Here is a 26,601-nt window from a genome sequence, read left to right as displayed (position 1 = left end):
ACAGTGGTTCTCCGTCAGCGTCTCAAAGCAGGTTCGGGAGGTTGTTGCCAAGGTGGTCGTAGGTATTGGCGGCCGGTGTCGGGGTGGTTTTCGACGGCCCAGTTTCGGTGGTGGACTTTTTGGTGGCAGTCGTGGCACACCAGGACCAGGTTGTCGGGTTGGGTGGGGCCTCCGTGTTGCCATTCCACGATGTGGTGCGACACACACCATTCGGGTTCTTTGCGGCAGCCGATGCAGCCGCCGTCTCGGGCCTCGAGGGCAGCTCGCAGGGCGAAGTTGGGGTGGCGGCTGGTTGATCCCATCCAGATGGGCTCGGTGCTTGCTTCTTTGAACAGGCCGCACAAGATGTCGGCGTCACAAGCCAGCCTGTGGAACTCGTTTGGCGGAAGCGGGGTGCCGTCAGCCAAGCGGGGGCGGCCCAGCTTGTCGTCGATTAGGTCGTAGTCGGCCATCAACAACAGCGTGGTGCCGTGGGGCTGCTCGCTTCCGTCCGCGGAGATCGTGCGGGTGATGAGCCGCTCCAAAGCGTCGGCGCGGCGGTGCCGGTCGGCGGTGTGCTCGCGGCGGTTGTCGGTCCGCCAGTCGTCGTCGGTCGCCTTGTTCAGCGCCTTGCGGATCCGCGCCGCCGCCACCGGATCGAACAAAGCGAACAGCTGCCACATCCCGTCATCGCGCTCTGAGAACCTGGCCGTGCGGGCCTTGCGCTGGCGCTCGAACCGCTTTGCCCCGTCATCGCCGGCCATCTCGTTTTGATGGTCGCGCACCGTCTTGCGCAACTGCTCCGGCGTCTGCGTCTCCGCCGCCTCCAGCATCTTGGCCTCATCCAGCGGCCCATTCTGAGCCGCAGTCCCCAAAATCCGGGCGTGCTCTGTGTTGATCCGGCTGCCTACCAGCGCGTCCCGAGTGGCCGCCAGCTTCTCCAACTGCTCGGCCTCGCGCATCGTCCGATCAGCCTGATGCCTCGACTGGCGCAACTCGGCCTTCAAAGAGTTCGCAGCGTCAAACGAGCTGCTGCGCCGAGTCTTCTCAGCCACCACCTCAGCCAAAAACCCCTCCAACCGATTACGAGCCTGACCGATCTGCCGCAGCCGCAAATCCAAAGCCCCATCGTCCAGCCCGGATACGTCCACCGCGTCAACATGCACGCCATTCCCGGCATTCCCGCAGGTCACAGCCCCAAAATCCATGCCACAATGATACGGAAGACAGTGACAACTTCTTCTGAGCGGATTGTCAAGTAGATGTCATGCCTACATCGCGTAGGCTTCCTTCATGGGTACCACCACGATCCGTGTGGACGCCGGCACCTACATCCAACTGCTGGAGATGAGCCGCGACGCAGGTATGACTCTCGCAGCAACAGTTCGAGATGCTGCCGAAGTGCTATGGCGTCAGCGATTCGCTAACCATGCTTTGAGACAACTCAGCGAACTTCAGAAAGATCGGGAAGCCTGGCAGGAATACCTGGCTGAGGCTGAAGAGACCCAGGTGGCCGATAGCTGGTCAGGGGATGAGGGTTATTTGGGAGTCGAGCCAGCCTAGGAGGATGGCGATGCAGCGGGGGTCGGAGTGGAGGCGGTGGCCGGCGCCGCTGATGATGCGAAGGCCGGCGTCGCCGTGGGCGTCGGCTATGGCTCGGGCGTCGAGGGGTGACACCTCCCGGTCGTTGGAGCCGTGCAGTATCAGCATGGGCCGGGGGGCGATCTCGGCCGCGCAGCGGTCTACTTGGATCGAACGGGCGGATTTGGCCCAGGAATCTATGGCCTCGGGGAATTCGGGGGCAGAGATGATCCCGAGGGAACGGGCGTAGTCAACAACCCGAGAGGCATCGAGACCCCAGTGGGCGAAGTCCACCGGTGCTCCCATGGTGGCCACTCCCCTGACTCGGCTGTCGTCCTGGGCCACGTGGGCGGCCAGCGCCCCGCCGATGCCGAATCCGGCCAGCCATACCCCTTCCACCTGCTCGAGCCCGTTCAGATAGTCGATGGCGCTGCGGATGTCGTCGGTCCATCCGTCCAGCGAGAAATCGCCCTCGCTGTCGCCGCACCCCCGATAGTTGAGCACCAGCGCGGCCCACTCCATGTTCTGGGCGATCCGGTTGGCCAGGGGATAGATCCGCTCCGCCGCCCTCGAACCCCCGTTGGCCTTTGATGGGAACCCGGGACACAGCACCACGCCGGGCAGCGCCCGCATTCGCCGGTTCTCCGGCACGGCCAAATGCCCGGCAAGCTTCATCCCGTCGGTGGTCTGCCAGTGCGTCACACCGCCACGTTCCCGGTCAATTGCTCCCGCGGTGCGGGCCAGTCGGGCAACTTGCAGCAGCTCACACCGCTCGGGGCCGATAGCCGCGGTTGCGGGCCTCGGCCAGTGTGTCGGGTCCGAACACCAAGAACTGCTCGGATGCCACCAGCTCCTCGATAACCGACTCGTCGTTGATCTCGTCCAAGTCGTACACCAGCTGGGACCGCTTGTCGCCCACGTACCGGAAGCCCTCCAACGACCGCGGCCTGTCCATCTCTAAACCGTACCGCCTTGCTGGCCGGATTCTTCGGCTGGAGGGCCCAGCGCTCCGATGGCATCAAGGTATTGGGTCTCCAAGTCGAGCACCACCACCACGTCCAATGCGTCGACGTCGCGGCCCGACTCAGTGGCCTTGGCCAGCACATAGTCCACCGAGTCGTCGTCGCTGGTAACCACCTCTTCGTTCCGGCCCTCGGCTTCGGCCGCGGTCACATCACCCCGGCCGTAGGTGGCAGAGCCCTGGAGCCGCAGGTGATCCAGCCGCCACAGCAGCACCGCCTCCACATCCTCGTAGCTCAATTTGGCCGACAGCTCGTCGGGCAGACGCTCAGCTACGAACTCCACTGCTTCGTACAGGTCGTACACCGCCCGGGCCCGGGTATGGGCCAGTCGAGACGACGCCCGCATCACCGCGTAGGCGGCCAGCCCGACCACCAAGACTGCGGCGACGATGATTAGAGCTGTCAGATGCCGATGCGCTGAGCCAGGAGCTCGCGGTGATACGTCGGGTCGCCGAACAGCAGTTCCGACGACTTGGCCCGCTTGAAGTACAGGTGAGCAGGGTGCTCCCAGGTGAAGCCGATCCCGCCGTGGATCTGGATGTTCTCCGCCGAGGCGTGAAAGTAGGCCTCCGAGCAATAGGCCTTGGCCAAGCTGGCCACCGAGGGCAGCTCGTCGTTCAGCTCTGAGGCGCACCAGCCGGCGTAGTAGGCGGCCGACTTGGCCGACTCCACCTCCAGCAGCATGTCGGCACACTTGTGCTTGATGGCCTGGAACGACCCGATGGGCCGGCCGAACTGCACCCGGTCTTTGGCGTACTGCACCGACATGTCCAAGCACATCTGGGCCCCGCCCACCTGCTCAGCGGCCAGGGCCACCGCAGCCAGGTCGAGCACCCGCTCCAGCACGGCCCAGCCCCCGCCCTCGGCGCCGATCAGCGTGACCGGGGTGTTGTCGAAGTCCAAGCGGGCCTGCTTGCGGGTCTGATCCATGGTGGACAACGCGGTGCGGGTCAATCCATCGGCGTCGCTGGGGCACCAGAACAGGCTCACCCCGGCGGCGGTGCGAGCGGCCACCAGCACCACGTCGGCGGTATGGCCGTCGATCACGAACATCTTGGTGCCGCTCATGCGCCAGCCGTCGCCGTCGGCGGTGGCCTCGGTGGTGATGCCCGACTCGTCCCAGCGGCCGTTCTCCTCGGTGAAGGCCAACGCGGCCACTGTCTCGCCGGCCGCGATGCCGGGCAGCAGCGCTGTCTTGGCCTCCTCGTCGCCGCTGTGGATGAGGGTGTTGGCGGCCAGCACCACACTGGAGAAGAACGGGGCGCACAGCAGCGCCCGGCCCATCTCCTCCAGCACCACGATCAGCTCGATATAGCTGAAGCCGCTGCCCCCGTACTCCTCCGGGATGATGAGGCCCTGCAATCCGAGTTGCTCGGCCATCTGGTTCCAGACGGCGTCGTCGTAGCCCTTTTCGGTGTCCATCTGGTCACGGACCGCCGATTCCGGGGATTTGTCCTCCAAGAACTGCCGCACGAAGCGCCGCAGCTCTTCTTGTTCCTCGCTGAAGGCAAAGTTCACGGCTCTGTTTCTACTAGACCGCACTTCATGTAGCCACGCCCGAACCTGTCATGGACCCGATAGATAGGGCACAATCGTGGGGCCAACCAGTTTTCCCTGAGTCTCAGTATTCTCTGAGTCGGAGAGCGAGAAGAGCCCGCCATGACTTTGCACTGGCAAGACACCCAGGCCGAGATCCACAAAGTGGTCGTCGGTCCGATGGACAACAACGTCTACGTCCTCCGCTGCCGCCAAACCGGCGATGCGGTTCTGATCGATGCAGCCAACGAACACGATCTTCTGCTGGAGATGTGTTCCTCACTTGGGGTCCGAACCGTTCTGGAGACCCACGGGCACTGGGACCATATTCAGGCCATCCCCGCGGTGCGCGACGCCGGCTACGACGTGGGGGTCACCGCCGAGGACGCCGCCATGCTCGACTCCTATGACTACCTGCTCGAGGACGAGTCGGTGATCGAAGTGGGACGACTCCGGCTGCACTGCGTCCACACCCCCGGTCACACGCCGGGGTCGATGTCGTTCCGCTTGGAGGGCTCGCCCATCTTCTTCTCGGGCGACACCCTCTTTCCGGGCGGACCCGGGGCCACCGGATTTGAGGGTGGCGACTTTGACACCATCATCAAGTCGATCGACCGGCGAATCTTCTCCCCACTGCCGGCTGACACCATGGTTCTGCCGGGCCACGGCGACCAGACCACCATCGGCACTGAGGCCCCCCATCTTCAAGAGTGGATCGACCGGGGCTGGTAGGCCCGCTCGTGGGTGCGCCGCACGGCTTTCCGGTGATAGGGATAGCACCCCCTCCGGCGTAGACTGATCTGGTGAGCCCCCCCGAGGCCCCGCTGTTTGAGGTCGAAAACCTGCACGTTGTCACGGCGGAAGACGGCATCCCGATCCTGTCGGGCATCGACCTCACCGTTGGGGCCGGTGAAGTACACGCCCTCATGGGGCCCAACGGCTCGGGCAAGTCAACTCTGGCCAGCGCGCTTCTGGCCAGCCCCGAGTACGAGGTGACCGGGGGGCGGATCCGCTTCAAGGGCGATGACATCACCGACTGGCCCGCCGATGTGCGGGGCAAGGCCGGATTGTTCCTGGCCTTTCAGTACCCCCAGGAGTTCCCCGGCGTGTCGGTGATGAACTTCCTGCGCCAGGCCCTGTCGGCCCGCAAGGGCATCGACTTGTCGGTGCTGGAATTGCGGCTGGCGGTGATGGAGTGGATGGAGCGGTTCGACATGGACCCCTCGTTTGCCGACCGCTATCTGAACGACGGGTTCTCCGGCGGCGAGAAGAAGCGCAATGAAGTGCTCCAACTGGCCATCTTGGAGCCGGAGATGGCCATCTTGGATGAGACCGATTCCGGGTTGGATATCGACGCGTTGAAGATCGTGGCCAACGGAGTGCAGGAAGTGCGGACCTCTCGCCCGGAAATGGGGGTGCTGGCCATTACCCACTTCCGCCGATTGCTGGACCACTTAGCTCCCGACCACGTCCACATCCTGATGAACGGGAAGATCGCGGCCAGCGGCGGCTTCGAACTGGCCGCGCAGCTCGACGCCGAAGGGTACGAGGCATGGCGCTAGACCCCGGGACCATACGGGACGATTTCCCGATCATGTGCCGAGAGGTGCATGGCCGTCGCCTGGTGTATCTCGACTCGGCGGCCACCTCCCACAAGCCCAGGCCGGTGATCGACGCGGTGACCGACTACTACGAGCGCTTCAACTCCAACGTCCACCGGGGCTCCTATCAACTAGCGGTGGAGGCCACCGAAGCGATGGAAGAGGCTCGGAGGAAGGTCGCCAACTTCATCGGAGCCGACCAGGACTCTGAGATCGTCTTCGCCAAGAACGCCACCGAGGCCATCAACCTGGTGGCCCGAACCTGGGGCCGGGCCAATCTGGGGCCGGGCGACCCGGTGGTGATCACCGAATTGGAGCACCACGCCAACATCGTCCCCTGGCACATGCTGGCCGCCGAGCAGGGCATCGAGCTGCGCTGGATCCCCATCCGCAGCGACGGCCACCTGGATCTGACCGATCTCGACCGTTTGCTCGACGGTGCCCGCCTGCTGAGTGTGGCCGCGGTGTCAAACGTGCTGGGCACTATCAATCCCATCCGGCAACTGGCCGACGCCGCCCACGATGCCGGTGCGCTGATGATGGTGGACGCCAGCCAGTACACCCCCCACCTGCCCACCGACGTGAAAGAGATGGGGGCCGACTTTGTGGCCTTCACCGGCCACAAGATGTGCGGCCCCACGGGAATCGGGGTGCTGTGGGCCAAGCCCGAGCTGCTGGAGGCCATGCCGCCGTTCTTGGGCGGGGGCGAGATGATCCTGAACGTGACCAAGGAGGGGTTCAGCACCGCCGCGGTCCCGTGGAAGTTCGAGGCTGGCACCCCGCCCATTGCCGAAGCGGTCGGACTGGGAGCGGCGGTGGACTATCTGACCGGTCTGGGGATGGACCAGGTGCGGGAGCACGAGGTGGCCCTCACCGGCTATGCCCTGCGGACCTTGAACCAGCGCTACGGCGACGACATCACCATCCACGGGCCAACCGAGCCGGCTGAGCGGGGCGGAGTGCTGTCGTTCGAGTACAAGGGGATCCATCCCCACGATGTGGCCCAGGTGCTGGACCGATCCGGGGTGTGCGTGCGGGCCGGCCACCACTGCGCCAAGCCGCTGATGCGGGTGTTGGGCTGCGCCGCCACCAGTCGGGCATCAATGTACGTGTACAACGATGAGTCAGACGTCGATGCCCTGGCTGATGCGCTGGCCGATGCCGACGTGTTCTTCATCGAGTGAAGTCTTGAATGAAGAATGACTGCATATCGCTGAGCCCTCGCCCGTAGACTGTTGAACCGTCGCCATGCCTGATCTTGAAGATCTCTACCGCGAGATCATCCTCGACCACTACCGCAATCCCCGCAACCGGGGAGAGCTGGACACCCCGCCTGCTGTGCGGGCCGAGGGGTTCAACCCCTTGTGCGGTGACGAGGTGATCATCTACGTGCAATTGGCCGACGGGGTGATCGAAGACATCAAGTTCGGCGGCCAGGGCTGCTCAATCAGTCAGGCCTCCTCGTCGATGATGTCGGCCACCGTCAAGGGCCGCACCGTTGAGGAGCTTCAACGGTTCAACCATGCCTTCAGATCGATGATGTCCATCGAGCCCGACCCTGACGACCCCGCCCCCGTCAACGGCAACAGCCCCGACGTCAAACTCGGCGACCTGGAAGCCCTCAAAGGCGTGGTCAAGTTCCCGGTCCGCATCAAGTGCGCCACCCTCTCCTGGCACACCCTCACCCAAGCCGTCGAAGAGGCCCAAGCCACCTCCTGATCCGACACCGCTGTTCGACTTGAGGAAATCAGTCAGGCTGAAGGAGTAGGAATTGGGCGGCTGTGGCGTTGACGGGCAGCTTCGCCGGATGTTCCGAGCATTGCCCCTATCGAGGCCCAGGAATGGCCGTGGTCTCTGGCAAGGGCGACGGCTTCGTCAATCCGACGCTCGGCATCGGCCCTGTCTTGAAAGGCGACTCGGATAGCCCGAAGAGATGCAGCATCCTTGATTTCGCCCTCAGATGGTTCGTGTTCTTCAAATCGGGCGATGAGCTCATTGGCCCGGTCAATGATTTCTTGCGCAGTGCGGGGCATCAGATCACCTCAAATATCTCTTCCGAGCCGTCATAGCGTGGATGATGACCGGTCCTTCGGCCGAGTCAACAACACCGACTTCAAGCAGATTCCCAGAATGATCAGGGCCAACAAGCATCGTGAAGCCGTCATCAAGATCCTCAGCCAAGATTGGATTGTCGAAGGCGTGGAGTATGTCATGGTCTTGCAAGCCGTGTTTTCGAGCGCTGCCAGCGATCAACGGCCTTTTCACCAAGACAAGTTACCTTGTCAGATCACAAACGACAACGACCAGAGTGCTGTCGTCTACATTCTTTCTCTGTGACCCGCGGAGAAGTGGTGATCGTGTCAGGACCGCCGGGCTCGGGGAAAACGACCGTGAGTGCCGCTCTCGCCTTTGGTTACGAGCGAGGTGTCCATCTGGAGTCGGACTGGTTCTTTCGGTCCATCAAGTCCGGGTTTGTTGCACCATGGCTACCGGACGCGCACGGCCAGAATGCTGCCGTAATGGTGGCCGTCGCGGACGCTGCGGCTGCATATGCCGATGCCGGCTACACGGTCGTGTGGGATGGAATTGTCGGGCCGTGGTTCCTAGGTCGGATTGCCCAACGCCTTGGCGACCGCGAGATCCGTGTTCAATACCTCGTCCTGAGACCCAGTCGCGTCACGGCGTCGCATCGAGTGCGGGATCGCGGCGACACATCCGAGACTTCAGGTGCCGACACTATGTACGACCAGTTCGCCGACCTGGGAGAGCTTGAGTCTCATGTCATCTCGTCGGACGCACCGGCCGACCAGGTCATCGAGGCATGCAGAGCCGCTCTCGTCAACGACAGTCTGCAAGTACACCTCGACTCTTGAGCTGGCCCAATGGAGAGGCGGATGCTCTCGTTGCAGAGAGTTTCCAACTCCAGGTTGTCCTGCTGGCTAGACGAGGGCGTTGACCCTGCGGGCGAATTCTAGGTCTAGCTCGGTGAGGCCGCCGGCGGCGTGGTTGGTTATGGCGATCTCTACGGTGGACCAGACGTTGGACCACTCGGGGTGGTGGAACAGGCGCTCGGAGATCAGCGCTACTCGGGACATGAAACCGAAGGCTTCGGAGAAATCCGAGAATTTAAATGTGGCGGCGAGCTTGTCTCCTTGGCGCTCCCATCCGGGGAGGTCTTCCAAGGCGGCGGCGATCTCCTCGTCGCTGAGCAGTCTCTTGGCGTCGGCGTCTATGGCCATGGGTCGCCTCCTAAGTGAATCTCAACCGGTGATTCGGCGCGGGTGTCGATCCAGGGATCGTAGCCAGTGTCCTCCAGCTGGGCGGCCAACTCTGGGCCTCCGGTCTCCGCGATTGCACCGTCGATGAGGATGTGGACCACGTCGGCGTGGAGCACAGTCAACAAACGGCTGAAGTGGGTGATGGCCAGCACACCGAGGTTGTCCTCATGGGTGGCCTGCTCGATCCGGTGGCTCACCGCGGCCAAGGCATCCACATCGAGACCGCTGTCCAACTCGTCCAAGATGGCGATTCGGGGGCGGAGCACGCCGAGTTGCACCGCTTCGCTTCGCTTCATCTCGCCGCCGGACAGGTCGACGTTTAGCGAGCGGTACAGGAGGCCGGGGTCGAAGTCGACCAGTTCGGCCTCGGCGGCAACTTGGGCTTCCACGGCGCTCCGATCGCCTCCCGCGGCTTCCACTGCTTCTTCCAGCATGTTCTCCAGACCCACACCCGGGACCTCGGTGGGGTACTGCTGCGTGGAGAACAGCCCGGCGTGAGCTCGCTCCCATGGGGAAAGATCCACCAGGTCGACACTGTTGGATTCATCATCAACAAGAGTGATCGACCCTGAGGTGACCTCATAGCCGGGACGGCCCATGATGGCGTAAGCCAGGGTTGACTTCCCCGAACCGTTGGGACCCATCACCGCGTGGACTTCGCCGGACGCCACCCGCAGGTCCACCCCGTTCAGAACCATTTGCCCGCCGACTTGGACATGCAGATCCTCAACGACCAATTCGCTCATGGCTGGACCGCCCTCCTGCTACCCATCTTGGCCGACCTCCAGCCAGACCTGGCCGTCTTCCACGCCCACGTCATAGACCGGCACCGGGCGGGTGGCGGGGAGGGTTTCAGCCTCCCCCGTAGACAAGTTGAACAGGCTGCCGTGCTTCCAGCACTCGATGGTGCCCTCCTCGGTGTCCACCTCTCCCTCCGCTAGTGAGTAATCGGCGTGGCTGCACGTGTCGCCCAGGGCATACAGGTCGTCTCCCAAGCGAATGACTGCAATCTGGTGGACCAGACCGCCGGCCTCGACGTCAAACCGCCGGGCTTCCTCATCGCCCAGCTCAGCGAGCGAGCAGAGAGTCACTCGTTCTGGATTCATGGCCCGGCCTCTCCATCGACACCGCGATGGCCCAACCCCTCGATTTTGGATTGGAGCCGATCTCGCACAGCAGGCACGGCCTCGAGGACGGGAAATTGATCCAACACCTCGTCGAAGAACCCGGCAACAATCAGCCGCTCGGCGGTCTCGGTGGGCACCCCCCGGCTTTCCAGATAGAACAGCTGGTCGCTGTTGATAGGGCCCACCGCAGATGCGTGGCTGCAATGGACCTCGTTGTTCTCGATCTCCAGGTTGGGCACCGACTCGGCCCAGGCGTCCTCGGACAATTTGATGTTGCGGTTGGTCTGGTAGGCGTTGGTGCCCCGGGCATCGGGGCGCACCCGGATCAGCCCGGTGTATACCGACCGGGAGGAGTCGTCCACCGCACCCTTGAACAGCAGGGTGCTAGTGGTGTCCGGAGCGGCGTGATCTTGAAAGGTGCGAAAGTCCAGAGTCTGCTCGCCGTCACCGAAGTACAGCGAGATCAGATCGCCGGTGGCCCCTCGGCCCGAAAGATGGGTGTCCAGCCGCGTCCGGGCGTATTCGCCACCCAACGCCGCCGACGACGAACGCATGTGGGCCTGCGCGCCGATGTGACTGACCTGTGAGCCGATGTGCCACACCTTGGGCCCCAAGTCCTGCACAGCCAGATACCCCACTCGGGCGGCGGCGGCCACTCTGATCTCGATCACCGGGCTGATGAACGCAGAGATGTCGGCTGAGCCGTACAGCTCCAGCACCTCGACCGAGGAGTCGGCCCCCGCGTCCACGATCAGCCGGGGGAAAACCGCTCCCCCATCAGCGTCGAGCCAATGGCGCACCACGATGGGCCCCTCCACACTCACTCCCGGGGGCACCCGAACCAGCAGCGGCTCAACGGAGAACGCGGCATTCATGAGGGCGAACATGTCCACGTCTACCGAGGCGGCCAGATCAGCGTCGCCTTCGCCCAGTGGCCGGACCTCTACGCCTTGGGCTGCAACTTCGGCGGGCAGATCAATGCCGCCAAGACGCCCGTTGCTGGTTTCGGCCATCGCGCTGTGTTCGGGAACAGAGGCCGTCGAAGTGCCGCCGCCATCGTGGGCCAGCTGATAGCGGCTGAGATCCAACTGCCCGATAGGCGTGTACCGCCACACCTCTTCCTCCACCGAGGGCATCGTCGCGGCAGCCACCTGCTCGGCGGCAGCCACTCGGCGGCGGGCCAGCCAATCGGGGCCGGGTATGGCACCGGCCGCATCGGGGGTGAATTGGGTTTCGGTCACGAACGCCGACGACGCTTCCGCCGCTTCGCCTTTCCGCCGCCGCCCGCTCTCGACCGCCGGCGGGACTTCTCCCTCTCCAGTTCGGCCAGCACCCGGGGGCCCGCTTCGTTCACAATGTCTTCGGCCGCGTCCAACAGGGCGCCGATGCTCTCGTCGCTGCCCACGCTGGCCGGCGCGTCGGGAGTGGGCGGTGTGACCAGCGTTCCGTGTGACCAGTTAACGTCCACCATGCGCCGTTCATAGGCCGAGCAGTCGTCGGGACAGCGCCACGGGGCCTCGGGGGCCAGATCCAAATCGCACTTCCGGACGGTCTCGCCATTGGGGTACGACCGGCTCTCGAAGAACTTGCAATCCTGCCGCATGGGCATCAGCCGACAGATCCCTCCATCTGCAACTCGATCAGCCGGCTCCACTCCACGGCGTACTCCATCGGCAGGGTGCGGGTAATGGGCTCGATGAAGCCATTGACGATCATGCCCATGGCCTGCTCCTGGGTCAGCCCCCGGCTCATCAGATAGAACAGCTGCTCATCGGCCACCTTCGAGACGGTGGCCTCGTGGCCGATCTCCGCGTCCCGAGTGCCCACCTCCATGTAGGGGTAGGTGTCGGACACGCTGTCTTCATCCAGGATCAGTGCATCGCACTGCACGTGGCTGCGGCACCCGTAGGCATCGTCCTCCACCCGGACCAAGCCCCGGTAGCTGGTGCGGCCACCGCCGTTGGAGATCGACTTGGACACGATCTTGGATGTGGTCTCGGGGGCGGCGTGGGTCATCTTGGCCCCGGCGTCCTGATGCTGGTCGGGACCGGCGTAGGCCACCGACAGTACCTCGCCCGAGGCCTTGGGACCCACCATCACCACTGCGGGGTACTTCATGGTGAGCCGGGAGCCGATGTTGCCGTCGATCCACTCCATGTGGCCCTCGGCCTCGACCTTGGCCCGCTTGGTGACCAGGTTGTACACGTTGTTGGACCAGTTCTGGATGGTGGTGTAGGTGACCCGGGCCGACTTCTTGACCAGGATCTCCACCACCGCAGAGTGCAGCGAATCGCTGGTGTACACCGGGGCCGAGCACCCCTCGATGTAGTGAACCTGTGAGCCCTCGTCGGCGATGATGAGGGTCCGCTCGAACTGCCCCATGTTCTCGGCATTGATGCGGAAGTAGGCCTGAAGCGGCATCTCCACCGTGACCCCGGGGGGCACATAGATGAAGCTGCCCCCCGACCACACTGCGGAGTTCAGAGCAGAGAACTTGTTGTCGCCCGGCGGGATGATGGTGCCGAAGTGCTCCTTCACCAGCTCGGGGTACTCCTTGAGCGCGGTGTCCATGTCGCAGAACAGCACTCCTTGGCGCTCCAAGTCCTCCCGATTGCGGTGGTACACCACCTCAGACTCGTACTGGGCGGTCACTCCGGCCAGGTACTTGCGCTCAGCCTCGGGGATGCCCAGCTTCTCGTAGGTGTCCTTGATCGAGTCGGGCACGGCCTCCCAGTCGTCGGCCAGCCCCTCGGTGGGCTTGATGTAGTAGTAGATGTTGTCGAAGTCGATGCCCGACATGTCGCCGCCCCAGCTGGGCATGGGCCGCTTCTCGAACCGCGACAGCGACTTCAGGCGGAAGTTCCGCATCCAGTCGGGCTCGCTCTTCATCCACGACATCTCCTGCACGATGTCGGTGTTCAGCCCCTTTTTGGGCTTGAAGACGTAATCTTCCTCGTCGCTCCAGCCGAGCTTGTACCGGCCGAGATCTAAGGCGAGGGCTTCCGACGACATATTCAAATCCTAGTAACAGGGGCGGCGTGGTTGACCTGAATACTACCGGCGGTCAGCCCAATAAGCGCATCTCTGCCCGATATCGGTGGCAGCGAGCGACATAGCCCTGGGCATCCTCCCGGTTCTGCCCTTCGGCCATGTGACCCTCCCGAATCTTGGCCGGCACGCCGATGGCCAAAGCCAGCGGTGGGATCTTCATGTGGTTGGTCACCACTGCACTAGCGCCCACCAATGCCCCCCGGCCCACCACCGCTTCGTGCAGCACAACAGACGCCACACCGATCAGCGCTTCGTCCTCGATGGTGCAGCCCTCCAAATGGGCCAGGTGGCCAACGGTCACGTCGTCGCCCACCGCGGTGGTCAACTCATCGGTGTTGTGGATGACGGCATTGTCCTGAATCGAGGTTCGGGCCCCGATGGTGATTCCCGCCCCGTCGCCCCGGAGAACCGTTCCGGGCCAAATGGTCGACTCGGCCCCCACGCTCACCAGGCCGATGATCACCGCCTGGGGGTGAACGAACGCCTCGGGGTGGATGTCGGGCTCGATGTCTCCCAATGCGTACAGCGGCATGGCCGATCAGCCCAGCGGGTCGAAGGAGCCGTATTTTCCGGCCAAGAACACCAGCGGCCCCACGTCGTCTCGCTGGACTCCCAGATCCAACACCCGGCCCAGGACGATCCAGTGGTCGCCGCCTTCCACTATCTGGTCGATTTCGCAGTCGATCCAGGCCAGGGAGGTCTCGAAGATGGGGGCGCCGGTGACCTTGGTCGTCCACCCCAAGCCGGCGAACTTGTCCTCAGCCTTGGAGGCGAACAGGTTGGACATGTCCACTTGGTCCTCAGCCAGGATGTTCACCCCGAAATGGCCTGCGGCCTCGATGGCCGGCCAACTCGTGGACGTCTTGCCGGGCATGAACATCACCAGCGGCGGGTCGAGCGATACGGAGCCAAAGGAGCCGATGGCCAATCCGGCGGGCCCGTCGGGTCCCGCGGCGGTGACCACGGTCACGCCGGTGGGGAACTGTCCGAGCACTTGGCGGAAGAATGCCGAGTCGAACGGGGGGCTGTCAGACACTTGGACTCCTCAGGCTGGGGCAGACTTTGCCCCGACGCAGTGAGGTTAGTGCTTTCATTCCAGCGATCCCGCGTTGAGCATCGGTGCTCACGTGCTCAAATGGCTGAGCAGAACAGCTCGGGAGTCACTGGACAGTCAGTGCTCGATACTGCCTCGGATACCGAGACCAGCCCATCGGGTCCGGCCACTTGGTCTACTAGAGCGAGCGGCACGACCTCTTCGTCAGCCTCCCACGCATCCACCATTCCCAACGCCCTCTCGATCAGCGAGTCCCACATGGGGCCAGGAAGCACTGTGCCCTTGCCGGCCACCAGCCATACGGGAACATCGGCGGCATGGGCAACCGCCGCCGCGGCCCGAGACCCGGCGACGGCTAGAAATCCATCGGGCCCGACGGCGGCTGTCTCCAACAGCACCACATCTGCTGACGCAGCCGCCGCCCCCAGCCCGCTTTCGGACACTTCGTCCACCCAGCTGTCCTGTTCCAACAATCGCCGCACCAGGTGATGGCCCTCCCCCAACACATCTACCACCAGCACCCGAAGATCGCCTCGGAGCCGCAAAGCCCGACCGATCAGATCCGGCCATCCGAGCACGCAGACCGAGACCTCGACCGGGAGCTCGCGCGACAGCAGCCGAGCAGTTCGGTCTTCGGCAATCGCCTCCATACACGCCCGGACTTCGGACCGGGGGTCGGCCGCGGTGAGAACCCGGGAGGCCAGCCACATGAGCGGACCCGAGGAGGGCTGGCGGGCGAGCATCCGCCGACAGGTGGTGACCAGCCCGGCCGGGTCGTGGCCGAAGCTCAACAGCGCCCCGGCTGTCTCCCGCACCAGCGATTCCTGACCCACCCCGGAAGACCGGGCCACATAGCGCAGATGCTCGATGGGGTGCACCGCCCAAGCGTATGCGATTCGATCTGATCATCAGCCCGTTCATCAGCCACGACACCGGGTTCGGCCCCCGGGCTGGGCTAATTTCAGATGCGATGTCCACCACGCTTGATGCCGATGTGAACCTCACACCGCTGAACGGCGAACCCCGTCCGATTGGCGATTGGGTCACCGTCTTCCATCTGGTGATCGTGGTTCTCGACCCGTACACCTATGAGAGTTCGTGGATGATCGACACTGCTGGTCGCATTCTGCGCAACTTCGTCGGCGCCGACTGCCGGGTGGCCTTCATGGTCACTGCCTCGCCCCAGGAGACCGAGGAGTTCCTAGGGCCGTGGACCCAGGAGATCCTGACGTTTGCCGACGAGGACCGCTCTGTGGTGCGGGCTCTGGGACTGGAGTCGCTGCCAGCCATCGTCCACCTCGATCATCAGCTCAATCTGCGGGCCTCCGCCGAGGGCTGGAACCCTCCCGACTGGAGGGACTTCGCCACCCAACTCGGCCAGGCGATGAGCTGGCACCCTCCGGTGATCCCCGACGCCGGAGACCCATCGCCGTTCGCCGGGACCCCGGCGCTAGGCTGAGATGAGCCAACTGAGCCGAGTTGATAGCCGAGGTTGATGGCCGATTTCGCCTACTCCGAACTGCTCCCCAAGGGGTCTGACACCACCACCGAATACCGCCTGCTGACGACGGATTACGTCTCCACCATCTCGCTGGGCGACCGCCAGTTCCTCCAGGTTGATCCCGAAGCCCTCCGGCTGCTCACCAGCGAGGCCATGAGAGACATCGCCCACCTGCTGCGCACCGAGCACTTGGCGCAGTTGGCCTCCATCTTGGACGATCCCGAGGCGTCGGAAAATGACCGATTTGTGGCCACAGAACTGCTCCGCAACGCCAACATTGCCGCGGGCGGAGTGCTGCCCAGCTGCCAGGACACCGGGACGGCGGTAGTGGTGGGCCACAAGGGCGAGCGGGTGCTCACCGACGCCGACGACGAACGGGCTATCGCCCGAGGAGTTTTCGACACCTTCCAGACCTCGAACCTGCGCTATTCCCAGATGGCTCCGCTGACCATGTTCGAGGAGCGCAACACCGGCAACAACCTGCCCGCGCAGATCGAGATCTACGCCGCGCCGGGAGACGCTTATTCGTTTCTGTTCATGGCCAAGGGCGGCGGCTCGGCCAACAAGTCGTACTTGTTCCAGGAGACCAAGGCGCTACTCAACCCCGACTCTCTCACCCGCTTTATGGACGAGAAGCTCCGCACCCTGGGCACCGCGGCCTGCCCGCCATACCACTTGGCGGTGGTCATCGGCGGCACCTCTGCGGAGTACACGCTGAAGGTGGCGAAGTACGCCTCGGCCCATTACCTCGACACACTGCCCACACAGGGGTCGGAGACCGGACACGCCTACCGGGACCTTGAGTGGGAAGACCGCATACTGGAGCTGACCCGGCAATTCGGCATCGGCGCCCAGTTCGGCGGCAAGTACTTCTGCCATGACGTCCGGGTGATCCGGCTCCCCCGCCACGGCGCCTCCTGCCCCGTGGGGGTGGCGGTTTCGTGCTCAGCCGACCGCCAGGCCCTGGGCAAGATCACCTCTGAGGGGATTTTCCTGGAGCAGCTGGAGACCGACCCCGCTCGGTTCCTGCCAGAGGTAACCGACGAAGATCTGAGCGGCCAGGTGGTGCGCATCGACTTGGATGAACCCATGGCCGCCATCCAGGCCGAGCTGTCGAAATATCCGGTGAAGACCAGGCTGTCGCTCACCGGCACCCTGGTGGTGGGCCGCGACCTGGCCCACGCCAAAATCAAGGAGCGGCTGGACGCCGGAGAGCCCATGCCGGACTATCTGCGAGACCACCCGGTGTACTACGCCGGCCCGGCCAAGACCCCCGAGGGCTATGCCTCCGGATCGTTCGGCCCCACCACCGCGGGGCGCATGGACGCCTACGTGGACCAGTTCCAGGCGGCCGGGGGCAGCCTGGTGATGCTGGCCAAGGGCAACCGGTCCCGCCAAGTGGTCGACGCCTGCGCCCGCCACGGCGGGTTCTACCTGGGATCAATCGGCGGCCCCGCGGCCCGCCTGGCCAAAGACTCGATCCGCAAGGTGGAAGTGCTGGAATACCCCGAGCTGGGCATGGAGGCGGTATTCCGAATCGAGGTGGAGGACTTCCCCGCCTTCATCGTGACCGACGACAAGGGCAACGACTTCTTCACCGAGGTTTCCACCCCGGTGGCCATCAGCTAGCTGACTGACTGCTGGCCAGCCAATAGGTCAGTTGATCTGGCGGTCGTGGTCGGCCCAGTAGGGCTCGCGCAGGCGGTACTTCTGGAGCTTGCCGGTGGCGGTGCGGGCCAGCTCTTCGCGGAACTCCACCGAGGTGGGGCACTTGTAGTGGGCGAGGCGGCTCCGGCAGTGCTGAATCAGCTCGTCCTCGGTCGCCGATGTGCCGGGGGCCAACACCACCAGGGCCTTCACCGTCTCACCCCACTTCTCGTCGGGCACGCCGATCACCGCCACCTCAGCCACCGCTTCGTGGGCGAACAGAGCGTCCTCCACCTCGATCGACGACACGTTCTCCCCGCCGGAGATGATCACGTCTTTCTTGCGGTCCGACAGGGCGAGGTAGCCCTCTTCGTCGATGAGGCCGCCGTCACCGGTGTGGAACCAACCCCCAGCCAGGGCGTCGGCCGAGGCATCCGGCTGCTCCCAATATCCCTCCAGCACGTGGTTGCCCCGGGCCAGCACCTCGCCCGATTCGTCTACGTCCAGCGAAATGCCCAGCGCGGGAACGCCCTGGCGGGATAGCTTGACCGCCCGTTCGGCCGGGCTCAGGTGGTCCCATTCCGCCCGGCGGCGGTTCATGGTCAGATAGGGAGCAGTCTCGGTGAGGCCGTAGAGCTGCATGAACTCCCAGCCCAACTCGGTCTCCATCCGCTCGATGGTGCGGGTGGGCGGAGGTGCTCCGGCCACCGTCATTCGCACTCGTCCCGAACCGGGAATCTCCCCTTCCCAATCTTGAGCCGCATCCAAAACGGCGGCCACCACCGCCGGAGCCCCGCACAGGTACGTGACGCCGTGGTGCTCTACCCGGCGCAGGATCTCCGCGCCGTCCACCTTGCGCAGCACGATGTGGCAAGCACCGGCACCGCTGATGGCGTAAGGCATCCCCCAGCCGTTGCAGTGGAACATGGGCAGGGTGTGGAGATAAACGTCCCGGTCGCTCACCCCGGCCGCCCAGCCAAAGGTGGTGGCGTTCAGCCACAGCGAACGATGGGTCATCTGCACCCCCTTGGGGCGGGCAGTGGTGCCCGAGGTGTAGTTGATGGTGGCCGTGGCCTCTTCTTCCGGAGTCCATGCTTCGGGCTCCACGCCGAAACGGTAGAGGGCTTGGTCGGATTCTGCGCCGATCACATAGCGGTGGCGGCAGTCCACGTCGGCCAATGCGTCTTTCAACTCCGGATCAATCAGCAGCATCGTGGCCCCGGAATGCTCCACGATGTATCTGATCTCCTCTTCGTTGAGCCGGAAGTTGATGGGCACGCACACTCGGCCGTATCCGCTCACCCCGAACAAGGAGACCATAAGCCGGGCCGCGTTGTGGGAGACGATGGCCACCCGCTCCCCGAATCCGATCCCGCGCTCGTCCAACGCGGCGGCCTGGGCTCGGGCTAGTTCGCCCATTCGGGAGTAGGTCAGCTCGCCCCACCCTTCGGCCGGTTGATCCGGTTCGTCCACGATCCCCACCCGGTCGCCGTACACCGTCTCGGCCCGATCCAAGAAGTCCCGCACACTCAGAGCTACCTTCATTGCCCCACCGTATCCATCCCGCCCGCCCATCTACACAGGCGGCCAGCCGCAGCCCCACCGGCAAGTTCTATTGATGGCTCACGCACGACATGGGTTGTCCACTTCCTGCTCGTACAATTTCCGCCGTGACGGTTGTACGGGTTCTGGGCACACTCGGAAAGACCATCATTGCCCTCGGGCTCATCATTCTGCTGTTCGGAATATTCCAGCTCTGGGGAACTGGTGTCATCGAAGCCCGGGCCCAGCAAGATCTGGACGACGACTTCTCCGACCTGCTGGAGGCATCCAGCGCTTGGGAGCCCGCCCCGCTTTCCCCAGTCGCCACTCCCACTCCTGGTCCCGCTGACACCGCTGACCCCACGGCCACCCCCGAGCCCATCGAGACCCCTCGGTCTGCCGACGACCCCAACCCAAGCCCGCCGTCTCCGAGCCCGACTCCCACTCCGACTCCCACTGCGGAGCCAGCCGGAGATCCCCAGCCGCCACCCACTCCCCACCCGGAATGGCTGGCCATGCTCTACCGAGATCAGGGATCGGCCATCGCCCGGATCCAGATCCCCCGCATCGGACTGGACAAGACCGTTGTGGAGGGCGTGAGGGTTGGCGATCTCCGCAAGGGGCCCGGCCACTATCCAGCCACTGCCATGCTCGGCCAAGAGGGAAATGCGGCCATCGCCGGTCACCGAACCACCTATGGCGCACCATTCGGCGACATCGATGAGTTGCTCCCCGGAGACGAGATGATCATCACCACCATCCAAGGGGAGTTCATTTACAGAGTGATAGAGCAAGGAGAGGGATTCGGACACCTCATCGTTCCCCCCACCGCGGTTGAGGTCCTCGATCAGGATTTCCCCGTCCACCCCAACCGGCTCACTCTGACGGCTTGTCACCCCAAGGGCTCTGCCCGCCAGCGAATCATCGTGGTAGGAGAGCTAGTGGGCGAACCCGCCCCTACGTACCCCCGACCCGGGCAACAACAGCAGTTTGCCCTTCAGCTGGCCGACGAGAATGTGGATGAGGTGGAGTCCAGCAACCAGACGATCACTACAACCCCCGCCCCCGAACCTACCGACGAGGCGACGACCGCGACGCCCGAACCTGAACCCGCCGACGAGACGGCAACTTCGACGCCCGAACCCGAGCCCACCGATGAGGCGACGACTCCGACGCCCGCCTCTACGCCGACCGCGGACCCGACCCCAGAAACAGAGGAAGAAGATGAAGAAGAGGAAACAGCAGCCGCAGCAGCAGCATCGCCGACGGCTGATTCCTTCGGCGAAGGCCTCGACGGAGATTCTGACGGGCTGATCCCGGCTGTCTTGTGGGGCCTGGCCGCGATGGCCATTTGGTTCTCAGCCCTGTTCGCCGGGCATCGATGGAAGAAGCTCCCGGCCTACGCTCTATCGACAGTGCCCTTCCTCATTGTGTTGTTCATGGCGTTCTGGCATATCGACCGAGTGCTGCCCTCCTACTGATGTGCTGGATTCCATGAAGCGCTTCTTCCTCCCCATAGTGCTGGCATTGGCGCTGGCGGCAGCCGGATGCGGCGGGGAAGAAACCGAGGACTCTCTGCTCGACGAGGTGTTCGTGCAGCCCACCGCCGAACCCGACCTCCTGCCCACCGAGGAGGATTTGCGCGACCGGTTCGAGGGAACCGTCACCGATCCCTACGACCTTCTCGTGGGGACGTGCTTCAACCAGTACACCTACCGGGACCGCAACGATCTGCTCGCCCAGCTGACCACCGCCATCGGCTGCACCCGACCCCACAATGCCCAGGTGTACGCCATTGTGGCCCACGAAGCCCCACCCGGCATCCCCTATCCCGGAGAAGAGGCGGTCAATAGCTGGGGTCAGGAACAGTGCTACGACCAGTTCGAGCCCTTCGTCGGACTCGTCTACGAGAAATCTCAGCTCGACATCGGCATGATCACCCCCAGCCGCACCGACTGGGAGGGTGAGGAGTCCCGTCAGCGCATCTCCTGCTTCGTACACAGCTACAAGGGTCTGCTCATCATCGGAACCATGGAGGACATCAGGCTCTGAGGCCCGGCCAGCTCAGGCCATCAGCGCGGCCAATGCCGTCCATGACTGGGGCGCGGCCCCGCAGCCGGTGCCGTCGTCAGGGTCCCAATACTCGGAGAAGCCGCTCCGCATTGCGCCCCTGGCGGTGGCCGAGGCCACTGCCTCCGCAGCTTCGTGCCGCCCGTGTGTACGCAGGCCCACCCACACCAGATAGCTGAGCTGGGGCCAGGCCGGCCCCCGCCAATACGAGCGGGGGTCGAATCCAGGTTCCCCTCGATGAACGCCAGCGGGGCCGCACCCCCCGCCGTAGGCCGATGGATCGATCAGGTCGGCGGCCACGGCATCAATCCGGTCGGTCTCCGCGGCAACCAGCATCGGCAGCAGGCCGTCGAGTGTGCGAGCCCGCCCCGAACCCGACTCCGCCTCCCCGGCGTCCGCCCACGTGCGGAGGGGTTGATCCCACTGATCGGCCAGGCACTCCGCCAGCTCATCGGCATACCCGGTTATCTCTGAGCGTCCGGACACCGTGGCCAGCTCCCGGGCGTTGAACACCACCAGGGCGTTGAACCCCGCCGACGCGGATTCGAATGCCGGGTTGGCCACGGGAGATCCAGCAGGGCTGAGTTCAATCGACGTGACAAGCCGGTTCTTTGCTCGTCGCCAAGAATCCAGGGAGAACCCACCAGGGCAGAAGTCGTCCCAGCGAGGACTGTCGTCAGCCCCGCTCTCCCAGGGATGGCACAGCGCCACCAGCCCGTTGGCAAGGCGGCGGCGATAAACGAGTAGGAACCGCAGCCCGTGCTCGGCCTTGGCCACCGTCTCTTCGCTCACGTCCACCCCCCGCCGCACCAGTTCGGCAACGGCATGCCCGTACATGGGGGGCTGGGTGATGCACGAAGCGTCGTCTCGACCCCAAAGATCGGCCGCCACCCCGGGATGACGCACATAGTTCATGTGGGGGACGAACCCGTCGGCGCCCTGCACCGACAGCGCGGTTTGAAGCTCGGTCAGGCCGCGATCGTCGCCCAACTCAGCCCAGCACACCGCGTGGAAGCAGGAATCCCACAGCCACTGCCAGGGGTACGTTGCCGGATTCGGGACGGCATAGCCCTCGGGAACCCAATGGGCCTCCAAAACCGCTCGAGCCGCCTCCCGCACCGCGGAGCGTTCATGCTCGCCTGGCCCATCCATGTGTTCCCCCTCCATGTGTTCCCCCTCCTGATCTTCCCCCTCCCGATCTTCAAAGTCTCACATTTCCGGCATATCTGGTTACCTCGTGGGAATGGCACGGGGCGCGATCGTCTCATTTCGACTGGGATTGAGCGACGGCGTGTCCATCGTTGCCCGCCTCTGGCAAGAGATGCTCACCGACATCGGCTTCGAGATGGTGATGGTGGCCGCGGAGGGCCCGGTTGACCGGCTGGTACCGGGTTTGGGCATCGGCCAGCTTGACGGTCCTGACCCCGACGAGTTCACCGCCTCGGTGGCCGACGTCGACTTGGTGGTGGTGGAGAACCTCTGCACCATCCCGCTGAACCTCCCGGCAGCTCGCACCGTGGCCCGGACGCTGGCCGGTCGCCCCGCCATACTCCACCACCACGACCCTCCCTGGCAGCGAGAGCGGTTTGCCTCGGTGACCGAGTTGCCCGCCCACGACCCCTGCTGGCGCCACGTGGTGATCAATCGGCTCACCGCCGAGCAGTTCGCCCAGCGAGGTCTCGAGGCAACGGTGATCTACAACGGATTCGACACCCAGCGCCCCGAGGGCGACCGAGCCGCGATGAGGAAGAGTCTGGGAGTGGCCGATGATGCCCTGCTGGTGGCCCACCCGGTGCGAGCCATTCCCCGCAAGAACATTCCCGTGGCCATCGCCATCGCCGAAGAGCTGGAAGGCGCCTATTGGCTGATGGGGCAAGCCGAAGAGGGCTACGACGCCACCTTGGGGCAGCTGCTGGCCAGCGCCCGCTGTCCGGTGATCCATCGGCCGGTGGCTCGTACCCCCGACATCTATGCCGCCGCTGATCTGGTGGTTTTTCCCTCCACTTGGGAGGGGTTCGGCAATCCCCCTGTGGAGGCGGCCATCTGGCGGCGGCCCTGCGTGGTGGGCAGCTATCCGGTGGCCGACGAGTTGGCTGAGTTCGGGTTCCGCTGGTTCTCTCCCGACCGCCTACACGAGGTGCGCGCGTTCTTGGACTGCCCCGACACCGAACTATTGGACCAGAATCAGGCCATCGCCCAACGACACTTCTCCTTGGAGCGGGTCCGAGCGGATCTGGTCGCACTCTTGGACGACGCGGGCTGGCTCCCGTGAGCCCAGACAACCTCGCGGCCCGACGACGACGCATCGCTCAGCTGACCACCATGGGCCAGCGGCTGGGCTACCTCCTCTACCTGGCCGCCGCCGCCCTCTTCTTCACCGGCTTCGCCACCAGCTTCCGCAGCCCCCTGGTTACCGCCATCATCGTCTGCCTGCTCGTTGGCTCCCTCGTTCTCGCTCCTGCCATCATCTTCTCCTACGCCGTGAGGGCCGCGGATCGGGAAGAGCCCTTGCCCTAAGGGCTGATGTCTATGGGGCTTATGTCTATGGGCTCCGACGGCATTCGACCGGCCACCACATCGGGCAAGAACTCCCGCAGCCGTTCGGGCAGCACCTTCTCGTCAGAGGCCAACAGCTCTTCCAGACTCCACCAGCGGGCCTCCTCGAACGCGGCCGCCTCCAGCGCTTCAAGGTGCTGGGGATTCCACTCTCCCCCATCGGGACACCAGGCCACGTGGATGCGCTCATCGGAGTCGAAGTGGATGCCGGCGAAATCGAACTCCACGTGCTGGGTCCAGATGCAGGGCCCGACCTCCACGTCGGCGAACCCCGTCTCTTCCCACAGCTCGCGACGAGCGCCCGCGGCCGAGTCCTCTCCCGGTCCCAGCCCGCCGCCGGGAATCTCCCACCACGGCTCCTTGTGGGGGTCGATGGGATCGCTGGCCTGCATCAAGAAGATGCGCCCATGCCGGTCCAACAGCACCACTCGGGCGGCGGGGCGGCGCAGCGTCCATGCCATGGGCGCCGACCATACCCGCCCCCACCGGCCGCGGGCGGTTCCAACATCAACCTGCGGCGGAATAGATGGCCGCAAGCACCCGCCGGTACAGTCCCGCTCGAAGAACCACTACCGGGGGGTTGCTCAAAATGGAGTTCGGATATTTTGCCCAGTGTTTCGTGCCTGATTTCGGCTACGAGGACAACCCCGACTGGGAGGCCCAGCGCATCCGCGACAACTTGGAGATCTCCCAGCTTTGCGACAGCAACGGGTTCAAGTACATCTGGGCCTCCGAGCACCACTTCCTGCGGGAGTACTCCCACATGTCCTCGCCCGAGGTGTTCCTGTCGGCGGTGGCCTCGACCACCGAGAACGTGCATCTGGGATCGGCCATCTTCAACATCACCGCCCCGGTGAACCACCCGGTGCGCTCGGCCGAGCGGGCGGCCATGATCGACGTGCTGTCGAACGGGCGGTTCGAACTGGGCACCGGCCGGGGCTCCTCATCCACCGAGGTGATGGGGTTCGGCATGCCGGGAACGCCCCGCGACCCGGAAACCGGCCTAGCCGACACCGAGGTCACCCGAGGCCTGTGGGACGAGGCCATCCGCCAGATCCCCCACATGTGGCGAGAGGGTGCCTACAGCTACGAGGGCGACAGCTTCTCCATGCCGGCCCGGGAGATCTTCCCCAAGCCGGTCACCAAGCCCCATCCCCCGCTGTGGGTGGCGTGCGGCAGCCCGGGCACCTTCGAGAAGGCCGGCAAGCTGGGTATCGGGGTGCTGTGCTTCACCATCGGAACGCCCGACGAGATCGCCCCGCTGATCGAGATCTACAAGAACGAGATAGCTAGCTGCAAGAACCCGGTGGGCGATTACGTCCACGACAACGTGATGTGCGTGGGCTTCGGCGTCTGCCTGGACGACCGGGAGGTGGCCATCGACTGGGCCACCCGGGGCCACATGTATTACTACCAGTGCCTCGTCTACCGCTGGCTGGACACTTTCCCCAAGCCCGAGGGCATTCCCGAGTGGCCGGCCGTCATCCCCGAGCCCACCCATGACGACGTGAAAATGGCCATCGAGGGTGGCTCGCTGTGCGTGGGCAACGCTGAAGACTGCATCCATGTTTCGCGCCAGTACGAGCGGGTAGGCGCCGATCAGTATGTGATCAGCCCGCTAACCTCCACGCTTCCCATGGACGTGGTGCGCGAGACCATCGTGAACTTCGGCAAGCACGTGATCCCGGTGATCGACACCGACCCAGTACACCGCTCCACGCGCCAGCGCGAGGCTGCTCTGGCTGTGGCGGAATAATCGGCGAACACCGAGGCAATCAGACTTAGCTGGGTAACCCGTTCCAACAGACCCGTCTAATCGGTCCACAAAAATCACCGCTCAGCCTAGCCAGAGGGCGATCCAGCCGCTAGCGTATTGTCGTCCCTTGAGTCCAACATTGGGAGCAAAACCATGCAGGAATCTGTTAACCGCTTGCTGGTCCTACTCGGGCTGGTATTGGCCTTCTCGCTGATTGCCGTCTCCTGCGGCAGCGACGACGGCGCAGCCCCCGCGGCCCCCGCGGTCGCCACGCAAGCTCCAGAGCCGGAAGCCACGGAGCAACAGGCCGTTGAAATCCTTCAAGGTCGCACACTGCAAAGAGTCCTGGAGCGGGGCTACGTGCTCTGCGGCTCCCGAGATGACCTTCCTGGCTTCGCAGCCGTCCAGCCCGATGGGACCTATGTGGGCTTCGACATTGATATGTGCCGGGTAGTGGCTGCCGCTGTGCTGGGCGATGCCGAGGCCGTGGAAATCGTGCCAGTTACCAGTGCTGAGCGGTTTACCGCATTGCAGGCCGGCCAGTTTGACGTGATGAACCGCAACACGACGTGGACGGCGACTAGGGACGGGGTCGAGTCGGCCAACTTCTTGTTCACTACCTATTTTGATGGACAGGGAATGATGGTCCCCGCATCCAGCGGTCTCACTACCCTGGAGGACTTGGCCGACGCCAGCATCTGCGTCAGCACCGGTACTACCACCGAGTTGAATCTCAGCGCGGTTCTCAATGCCCGGGGAATTACATTTACGCCAATCCCCTTCGAAGGTTTCGACACCCTGGTTCCGGCCTACGAAGAGGGCCAGTGCGAGGCAATGACTGCTGACAGCAGTGCCCTCGGTGTGTTCAAGTTCGAAATCGAGGATAAGGGCGGCGAGGAACAGCACATCATGTCTGAAGTGTTCTCCAAAGAGCCTCTCGGCCCGGTGGTCCTCGATGGCGATACCGAGTGGGCTCAAGTCGTGAACTGGGCAATCATGGCTACCGTGCAAGCTTGGGAGTTCGGCCTCAATTCGACCAATGTCACCAGCTACGCCGGTAATGATCCCAACATTGAGAATTTCCTCGGCGGGATCGACCCCGAACTCGGTCTCCCTACCGACTTCGCAGTGCAAGTTGTGTCGCAGGTGGGTAACTACGAGGAAATCTTCAATAGCCATCCGCAGTTGGGAACTCTCTCCGGAAGTGTGAACGACTTGTGGACAAACGGCGGGCTCATGTACGTCCCGCCCTACCGATAGACGGAGCCCCGCTCGTCTATCGGCGAGCAAACGCAGATGA

General features: G+C 64.3%; 33 protein-coding genes. 16 read left to right on the top strand and 17 right to left on the bottom strand.

The window, feature by feature from the left end; translation table 11 throughout:
* Nucleotides 1–14: 14 nt before the first annotated feature.
* On the bottom strand, nt 15–1,187 hold the full coding sequence (locus tag ACOQPI_RS12180) for a DUF222 domain-containing protein (protein ID WP_420619895.1): 1,173 nt from the start codon (nt 1,185–1,187) through the stop codon (nt 15–17).
* Between the two features lie 85 nt (nt 1,188–1,272).
* Between ACOQPI_RS12180 and ACOQPI_RS12175 the strand changes: the two genes are divergently transcribed.
* A complete protein-coding gene (locus ACOQPI_RS12175) occupies nt 1,273–1,542 on the top strand; it encodes a hypothetical protein (protein ID WP_420619894.1) in 270 nt (89 codons plus the stop codon).
* On the opposite strand, the gene ACOQPI_RS12170 is transcribed toward ACOQPI_RS12175, so the two are convergent.
* From ACOQPI_RS12170 to ACOQPI_RS12155, 4 genes are all read right to left on the bottom strand, one after another.
* Nucleotides 1,504–2,262: an alpha/beta hydrolase gene (locus ACOQPI_RS12170; protein ID WP_420619893.1), complete on the bottom strand. Its 759-nt coding sequence runs from the start codon at nt 2,260–2,262 to the stop codon at nt 1,504–1,506. The genes ACOQPI_RS12175 and ACOQPI_RS12170 overlap by 39 nt on opposite strands.
* A 61-nt stretch (nt 2,263–2,323) precedes the next feature.
* The gene (locus ACOQPI_RS12165) at nt 2,324–2,515 is read right to left on the bottom strand and encodes a hypothetical protein (RefSeq protein ID WP_420619892.1); all 192 of its coding nucleotides are present in this window, start codon (nt 2,513–2,515) and stop codon (nt 2,324–2,326) included.
* A gap of 2 nt (nt 2,516–2,517) precedes the next feature.
* On the bottom strand, nt 2,518–2,955 hold the full coding sequence (locus ACOQPI_RS12160; protein WP_420619891.1) for a hypothetical protein: 438 nt from the start codon (nt 2,953–2,955) through the stop codon (nt 2,518–2,520).
* A 29-nt stretch (nt 2,956–2,984) separates the two neighbouring features.
* The gene (locus ACOQPI_RS12155; RefSeq protein WP_420619890.1) at nt 2,985–4,100 is read right to left on the bottom strand and encodes an acyl-CoA dehydrogenase family protein; all 1,116 of its coding nucleotides are present in this window, start codon (nt 4,098–4,100) and stop codon (nt 2,985–2,987) included.
* Nucleotides 4,101–4,241: 141 nt separating this feature from the next.
* On the opposite strand from ACOQPI_RS12155, the gene ACOQPI_RS12150 reads away from it, so the two are divergent.
* The 7 genes from ACOQPI_RS12150 to ACOQPI_RS12120 all read left to right on the top strand — a co-directional run bounded on the left by ACOQPI_RS12150 (nt 4,242) and on the right by ACOQPI_RS12120 (nt 8,592).
* Nucleotides 4,242–4,850: an MBL fold metallo-hydrolase gene (locus ACOQPI_RS12150; RefSeq protein ID WP_420619889.1), complete on the top strand. Its 609-nt coding sequence runs from the start codon at nt 4,242–4,244 to the stop codon at nt 4,848–4,850.
* A gap of 71 nt (nt 4,851–4,921) precedes the next feature.
* Complete coding sequence (gene sufC / locus ACOQPI_RS12145; protein ID WP_420619888.1) at nt 4,922–5,680, top strand: Fe-S cluster assembly ATPase SufC; 759 nt, start codon at nt 4,922–4,924, stop codon at nt 5,678–5,680.
* A complete protein-coding gene (locus tag ACOQPI_RS12140; RefSeq protein ID WP_420619887.1) occupies nt 5,671–6,903 on the top strand; it encodes a SufS family cysteine desulfurase in 1,233 nt (410 codons plus the stop codon). The genes sufC (ACOQPI_RS12145) and ACOQPI_RS12140 overlap by 10 nt, the downstream gene beginning before the upstream one ends.
* 64 nt (nt 6,904–6,967) lie before the next feature.
* On the top strand, nt 6,968–7,438 hold the full coding sequence (gene sufU, locus ACOQPI_RS12135; protein ID WP_420619886.1) for a Fe-S cluster assembly sulfur transfer protein SufU: 471 nt from the start codon (nt 6,968–6,970) through the stop codon (nt 7,436–7,438).
* Nucleotides 7,439–7,560: 122 nt separating this feature from the next.
* Complete coding sequence (locus ACOQPI_RS12130) at nt 7,561–7,788, top strand: hypothetical protein (protein ID WP_420619885.1); 228 nt, start codon at nt 7,561–7,563, stop codon at nt 7,786–7,788.
* Nucleotide 7,789: 1 nt separating this feature from the next.
* Nucleotides 7,790–8,056: a hypothetical protein gene (locus ACOQPI_RS12125; RefSeq protein WP_420619884.1), complete on the top strand. Its 267-nt coding sequence runs from the start codon at nt 7,790–7,792 to the stop codon at nt 8,054–8,056.
* The gene (locus ACOQPI_RS12120) at nt 8,053–8,592 is read left to right on the top strand and encodes an AAA family ATPase (protein ID WP_420619883.1); all 540 of its coding nucleotides are present in this window, start codon (nt 8,053–8,055) and stop codon (nt 8,590–8,592) included. Before ACOQPI_RS12125 ends, ACOQPI_RS12120 begins: the two co-directional genes overlap by 4 nt.
* Before the next feature lie 66 nt (nt 8,593–8,658).
* Here ACOQPI_RS12120 and ACOQPI_RS12115 read toward each other — a convergent pair whose 3' ends face one another.
* The 9 genes from ACOQPI_RS12115 to ACOQPI_RS12075 form a co-directional block, all read right to left on the bottom strand.
* The gene (locus ACOQPI_RS12115; protein WP_420619882.1) at nt 8,659–8,958 is read right to left on the bottom strand and encodes a 4a-hydroxytetrahydrobiopterin dehydratase; all 300 of its coding nucleotides are present in this window, start codon (nt 8,956–8,958) and stop codon (nt 8,659–8,661) included.
* Nucleotides 8,949–9,743: a Fe-S cluster assembly ATPase SufC gene (gene sufC / locus ACOQPI_RS12110; RefSeq protein ID WP_420619881.1), complete on the bottom strand. Its 795-nt coding sequence runs from the start codon at nt 9,741–9,743 to the stop codon at nt 8,949–8,951. Before sufC (ACOQPI_RS12110) ends, ACOQPI_RS12115 begins: the two co-directional genes overlap by 10 nt.
* A gap of 18 nt (nt 9,744–9,761) precedes the next feature.
* Nucleotides 9,762–10,103 carry a non-heme iron oxygenase ferredoxin subunit gene (locus tag ACOQPI_RS12105; protein ID WP_420619880.1) on the bottom strand — a complete coding sequence of 114 codons (342 nt, stop codon included), beginning with the start codon at nt 10,101–10,103 and terminating at the stop codon, nt 9,762–9,764.
* Nucleotides 10,100–11,365, bottom strand: coding sequence for a Fe-S cluster assembly protein SufD (gene sufD / locus ACOQPI_RS12100; protein WP_420619879.1), 1,266 nt, complete (start codon nt 11,363–11,365; stop codon nt 10,100–10,102). The genes ACOQPI_RS12105 and sufD overlap by 4 nt, the downstream gene beginning before the upstream one ends.
* Nucleotides 11,362–11,733: a hypothetical protein gene (locus ACOQPI_RS12095; protein WP_420619878.1), complete on the bottom strand. Its 372-nt coding sequence runs from the start codon at nt 11,731–11,733 to the stop codon at nt 11,362–11,364. Before ACOQPI_RS12095 ends, sufD begins: the two co-directional genes overlap by 4 nt.
* Nucleotides 11,733–13,136 (bottom strand): Fe-S cluster assembly protein SufB, encoded by a 1,404-nt coding sequence (gene sufB / locus ACOQPI_RS12090; RefSeq protein ID WP_420619877.1) that lies wholly within the window; start codon nt 13,134–13,136, stop codon nt 11,733–11,735. Before sufB ends, ACOQPI_RS12095 begins: the two co-directional genes overlap by 1 nt.
* Before the next feature lie 52 nt (nt 13,137–13,188).
* The gene (locus ACOQPI_RS12085) at nt 13,189–13,707 is read right to left on the bottom strand and encodes a gamma carbonic anhydrase family protein (RefSeq protein ID WP_420619876.1); all 519 of its coding nucleotides are present in this window, start codon (nt 13,705–13,707) and stop codon (nt 13,189–13,191) included.
* A 6-nt stretch (nt 13,708–13,713) separates the two neighbouring features.
* Nucleotides 13,714–14,211: a flavin reductase family protein gene (locus ACOQPI_RS12080; protein ID WP_420619875.1), complete on the bottom strand. Its 498-nt coding sequence runs from the start codon at nt 14,209–14,211 to the stop codon at nt 13,714–13,716.
* Nucleotides 14,212–14,306: 95 nt separating this feature from the next.
* Nucleotides 14,307–15,107, bottom strand: a complete 801-nt coding sequence (locus ACOQPI_RS12075; protein ID WP_420619874.1) for a hypothetical protein — start codon at nt 15,105–15,107, stop codon at nt 14,307–14,309.
* A gap of 11 nt (nt 15,108–15,118) precedes the next feature.
* On the opposite strand from ACOQPI_RS12075, the gene ACOQPI_RS12070 reads away from it, so the two are divergent.
* Both ACOQPI_RS12070 and ACOQPI_RS12065 read left to right on the top strand, forming a co-directional pair.
* Complete coding sequence (locus tag ACOQPI_RS12070; RefSeq protein ID WP_420619873.1) at nt 15,119–15,688, top strand: hypothetical protein; 570 nt, start codon at nt 15,119–15,121, stop codon at nt 15,686–15,688.
* 36 nt (nt 15,689–15,724) lie between these two features.
* On the top strand, nt 15,725–17,359 hold the full coding sequence (locus ACOQPI_RS12065) for a fumarate hydratase (protein WP_420619872.1): 1,635 nt from the start codon (nt 15,725–15,727) through the stop codon (nt 17,357–17,359).
* Between the two features lie 27 nt (nt 17,360–17,386).
* Here the strand turns inward: ACOQPI_RS12065 and ACOQPI_RS12060 are convergent, their stop codons facing one another.
* The gene (locus ACOQPI_RS12060) at nt 17,387–18,922 is read right to left on the bottom strand and encodes an AMP-binding protein (RefSeq protein WP_420619871.1); all 1,536 of its coding nucleotides are present in this window, start codon (nt 18,920–18,922) and stop codon (nt 17,387–17,389) included.
* Between the two features lie 125 nt (nt 18,923–19,047).
* Here ACOQPI_RS12060 and ACOQPI_RS12055 point away from each other — a divergent pair, with 125 nt between their 5' ends.
* Both ACOQPI_RS12055 and ACOQPI_RS12050 read left to right on the top strand, forming a co-directional pair.
* On the top strand, nt 19,048–20,400 hold the full coding sequence (locus ACOQPI_RS12055; RefSeq protein WP_420619870.1) for a class E sortase: 1,353 nt from the start codon (nt 19,048–19,050) through the stop codon (nt 20,398–20,400).
* Between the two features lies 1 nt (nt 20,401).
* On the top strand, nt 20,402–20,971 hold the full coding sequence (locus ACOQPI_RS12050) for a septum formation family protein (protein WP_420619869.1): 570 nt from the start codon (nt 20,402–20,404) through the stop codon (nt 20,969–20,971).
* A gap of 12 nt (nt 20,972–20,983) precedes the next feature.
* Here ACOQPI_RS12050 and ACOQPI_RS12045 read toward each other — a convergent pair whose 3' ends face one another.
* Complete coding sequence (locus ACOQPI_RS12045) at nt 20,984–22,156, bottom strand: MGH1-like glycoside hydrolase domain-containing protein (RefSeq protein WP_420619868.1); 1,173 nt, start codon at nt 22,154–22,156, stop codon at nt 20,984–20,986.
* Nucleotides 22,157–22,232: 76 nt separating this feature from the next.
* On the opposite strand from ACOQPI_RS12045, the gene ACOQPI_RS12040 reads away from it, so the two are divergent.
* Nucleotides 22,233–23,261 carry a glycosyltransferase family 4 protein gene (locus ACOQPI_RS12040; RefSeq protein ID WP_420619867.1) on the top strand — a complete coding sequence of 343 codons (1,029 nt, stop codon included), beginning with the start codon at nt 22,233–22,235 and terminating at the stop codon, nt 23,259–23,261.
* Nucleotides 23,258–23,506: a hypothetical protein gene (locus tag ACOQPI_RS12035; protein ID WP_420619866.1), complete on the top strand. Its 249-nt coding sequence runs from the start codon at nt 23,258–23,260 to the stop codon at nt 23,504–23,506. Before ACOQPI_RS12040 ends, ACOQPI_RS12035 begins: the two co-directional genes overlap by 4 nt.
* On the opposite strand, the gene ACOQPI_RS12030 is transcribed toward ACOQPI_RS12035, so the two are convergent.
* A complete protein-coding gene (locus ACOQPI_RS12030) occupies nt 23,503–24,006 on the bottom strand; it encodes an NUDIX hydrolase (protein WP_420619865.1) in 504 nt (167 codons plus the stop codon). The two genes, ACOQPI_RS12035 and ACOQPI_RS12030, sit on opposite strands and share 4 nt — an antisense overlap.
* A 128-nt stretch (nt 24,007–24,134) precedes the next feature.
* On the opposite strand from ACOQPI_RS12030, the gene ACOQPI_RS12025 reads away from it, so the two are divergent.
* A complete protein-coding gene (locus ACOQPI_RS12025) occupies nt 24,135–25,301 on the top strand; it encodes an LLM class flavin-dependent oxidoreductase (protein ID WP_420619864.1) in 1,167 nt (388 codons plus the stop codon).
* 153 nt (nt 25,302–25,454) lie between these two features.
* Nucleotides 25,455–26,561 (top strand): amino acid ABC transporter substrate-binding protein, encoded by a 1,107-nt coding sequence (locus ACOQPI_RS12020; RefSeq protein WP_420619863.1) that lies wholly within the window; start codon nt 25,455–25,457, stop codon nt 26,559–26,561.
* Nucleotides 26,562–26,601 lie beyond the last annotated feature (40 nt).

Origin of the sequence: Candidatus Poriferisocius sp. (genome assembly GCF_965219815.1) — a bacterium.
Lineage (GTDB): Bacteria > Actinomycetota > Acidimicrobiia > Acidimicrobiales > Bin134 > Poriferisocius.
The sequence above is the reverse complement of the archived record's forward strand: the minus strand, read 5'-3'. Positions and strand labels throughout refer to the sequence as shown.

Coding starts and splice junctions, on each gene's coding strand:
- ACOQPI_RS12180 (WP_420619895.1), bottom strand. CDS start 1,187: ATGGATTTTGGGGCTGTGACCTGCGGGAATGCCGGGAATGGCGTGCAT.
- ACOQPI_RS12175 (WP_420619894.1), top strand. CDS start 1,273: ATGGGTACCACCACGATCCGTGTGGACGCCGGCACCTACATCCAACTG.
- ACOQPI_RS12165 (WP_420619892.1), bottom strand. CDS start 2,515: ATGGACAGGCCGCGGTCGTTGGAGGGCTTCCGGTACGTGGGCGACAAG.
- ACOQPI_RS12150 (WP_420619889.1), top strand. CDS start 4,242: ATGACTTTGCACTGGCAAGACACCCAGGCCGAGATCCACAAAGTGGTC.
- ACOQPI_RS12140 (WP_420619887.1), top strand. CDS start 5,671: ATGGCGCTAGACCCCGGGACCATACGGGACGATTTCCCGATCATGTGC.
- sufU (WP_420619886.1), top strand. CDS start 6,968: ATGCCTGATCTTGAAGATCTCTACCGCGAGATCATCCTCGACCACTAC.
- ACOQPI_RS12130 (WP_420619885.1), top strand. CDS start 7,561: ATGGCCGTGGTCTCTGGCAAGGGCGACGGCTTCGTCAATCCGACGCTC.
- ACOQPI_RS12115 (WP_420619882.1), bottom strand. CDS start 8,958: ATGGCCATAGACGCCGACGCCAAGAGACTGCTCAGCGACGAGGAGATC.
- sufC (WP_420619881.1), bottom strand. CDS start 9,743: ATGAGCGAATTGGTCGTTGAGGATCTGCATGTCCAAGTCGGCGGGCAA.
- ACOQPI_RS12105 (WP_420619880.1), bottom strand. CDS start 10,103: ATGAATCCAGAACGAGTGACTCTCTGCTCGCTCGCTGAGCTGGGCGAT.
- ACOQPI_RS12095 (WP_420619878.1), bottom strand. CDS start 11,733: ATGCCCATGCGGCAGGATTGCAAGTTCTTCGAGAGCCGGTCGTACCCC.
- sufB (WP_420619877.1), bottom strand. CDS start 13,136: ATGTCGTCGGAAGCCCTCGCCTTAGATCTCGGCCGGTACAAGCTCGGC.
- ACOQPI_RS12085 (WP_420619876.1), bottom strand. CDS start 13,707: ATGCCGCTGTACGCATTGGGAGACATCGAGCCCGACATCCACCCCGAG.
- ACOQPI_RS12070 (WP_420619873.1), top strand. CDS start 15,119: ATGCGATTCGATCTGATCATCAGCCCGTTCATCAGCCACGACACCGGG.
- ACOQPI_RS12065 (WP_420619872.1), top strand. CDS start 15,725: ATGGCCGATTTCGCCTACTCCGAACTGCTCCCCAAGGGGTCTGACACC.
- ACOQPI_RS12060 (WP_420619871.1), bottom strand. CDS start 18,922: ATGAAGGTAGCTCTGAGTGTGCGGGACTTCTTGGATCGGGCCGAGACG.
- ACOQPI_RS12045 (WP_420619868.1), bottom strand. CDS start 22,156: ATGGAGGGGGAACACATGGATGGGCCAGGCGAGCATGAACGCTCCGCG.
- ACOQPI_RS12040 (WP_420619867.1), top strand. CDS start 22,233: ATGGCACGGGGCGCGATCGTCTCATTTCGACTGGGATTGAGCGACGGC.
- ACOQPI_RS12030 (WP_420619865.1), bottom strand. CDS start 24,006: ATGGCATGGACGCTGCGCCGCCCCGCCGCCCGAGTGGTGCTGTTGGAC.
- ACOQPI_RS12025 (WP_420619864.1), top strand. CDS start 24,135: ATGGAGTTCGGATATTTTGCCCAGTGTTTCGTGCCTGATTTCGGCTAC.
- ACOQPI_RS12020 (WP_420619863.1), top strand. CDS start 25,455: ATGCAGGAATCTGTTAACCGCTTGCTGGTCCTACTCGGGCTGGTATTG.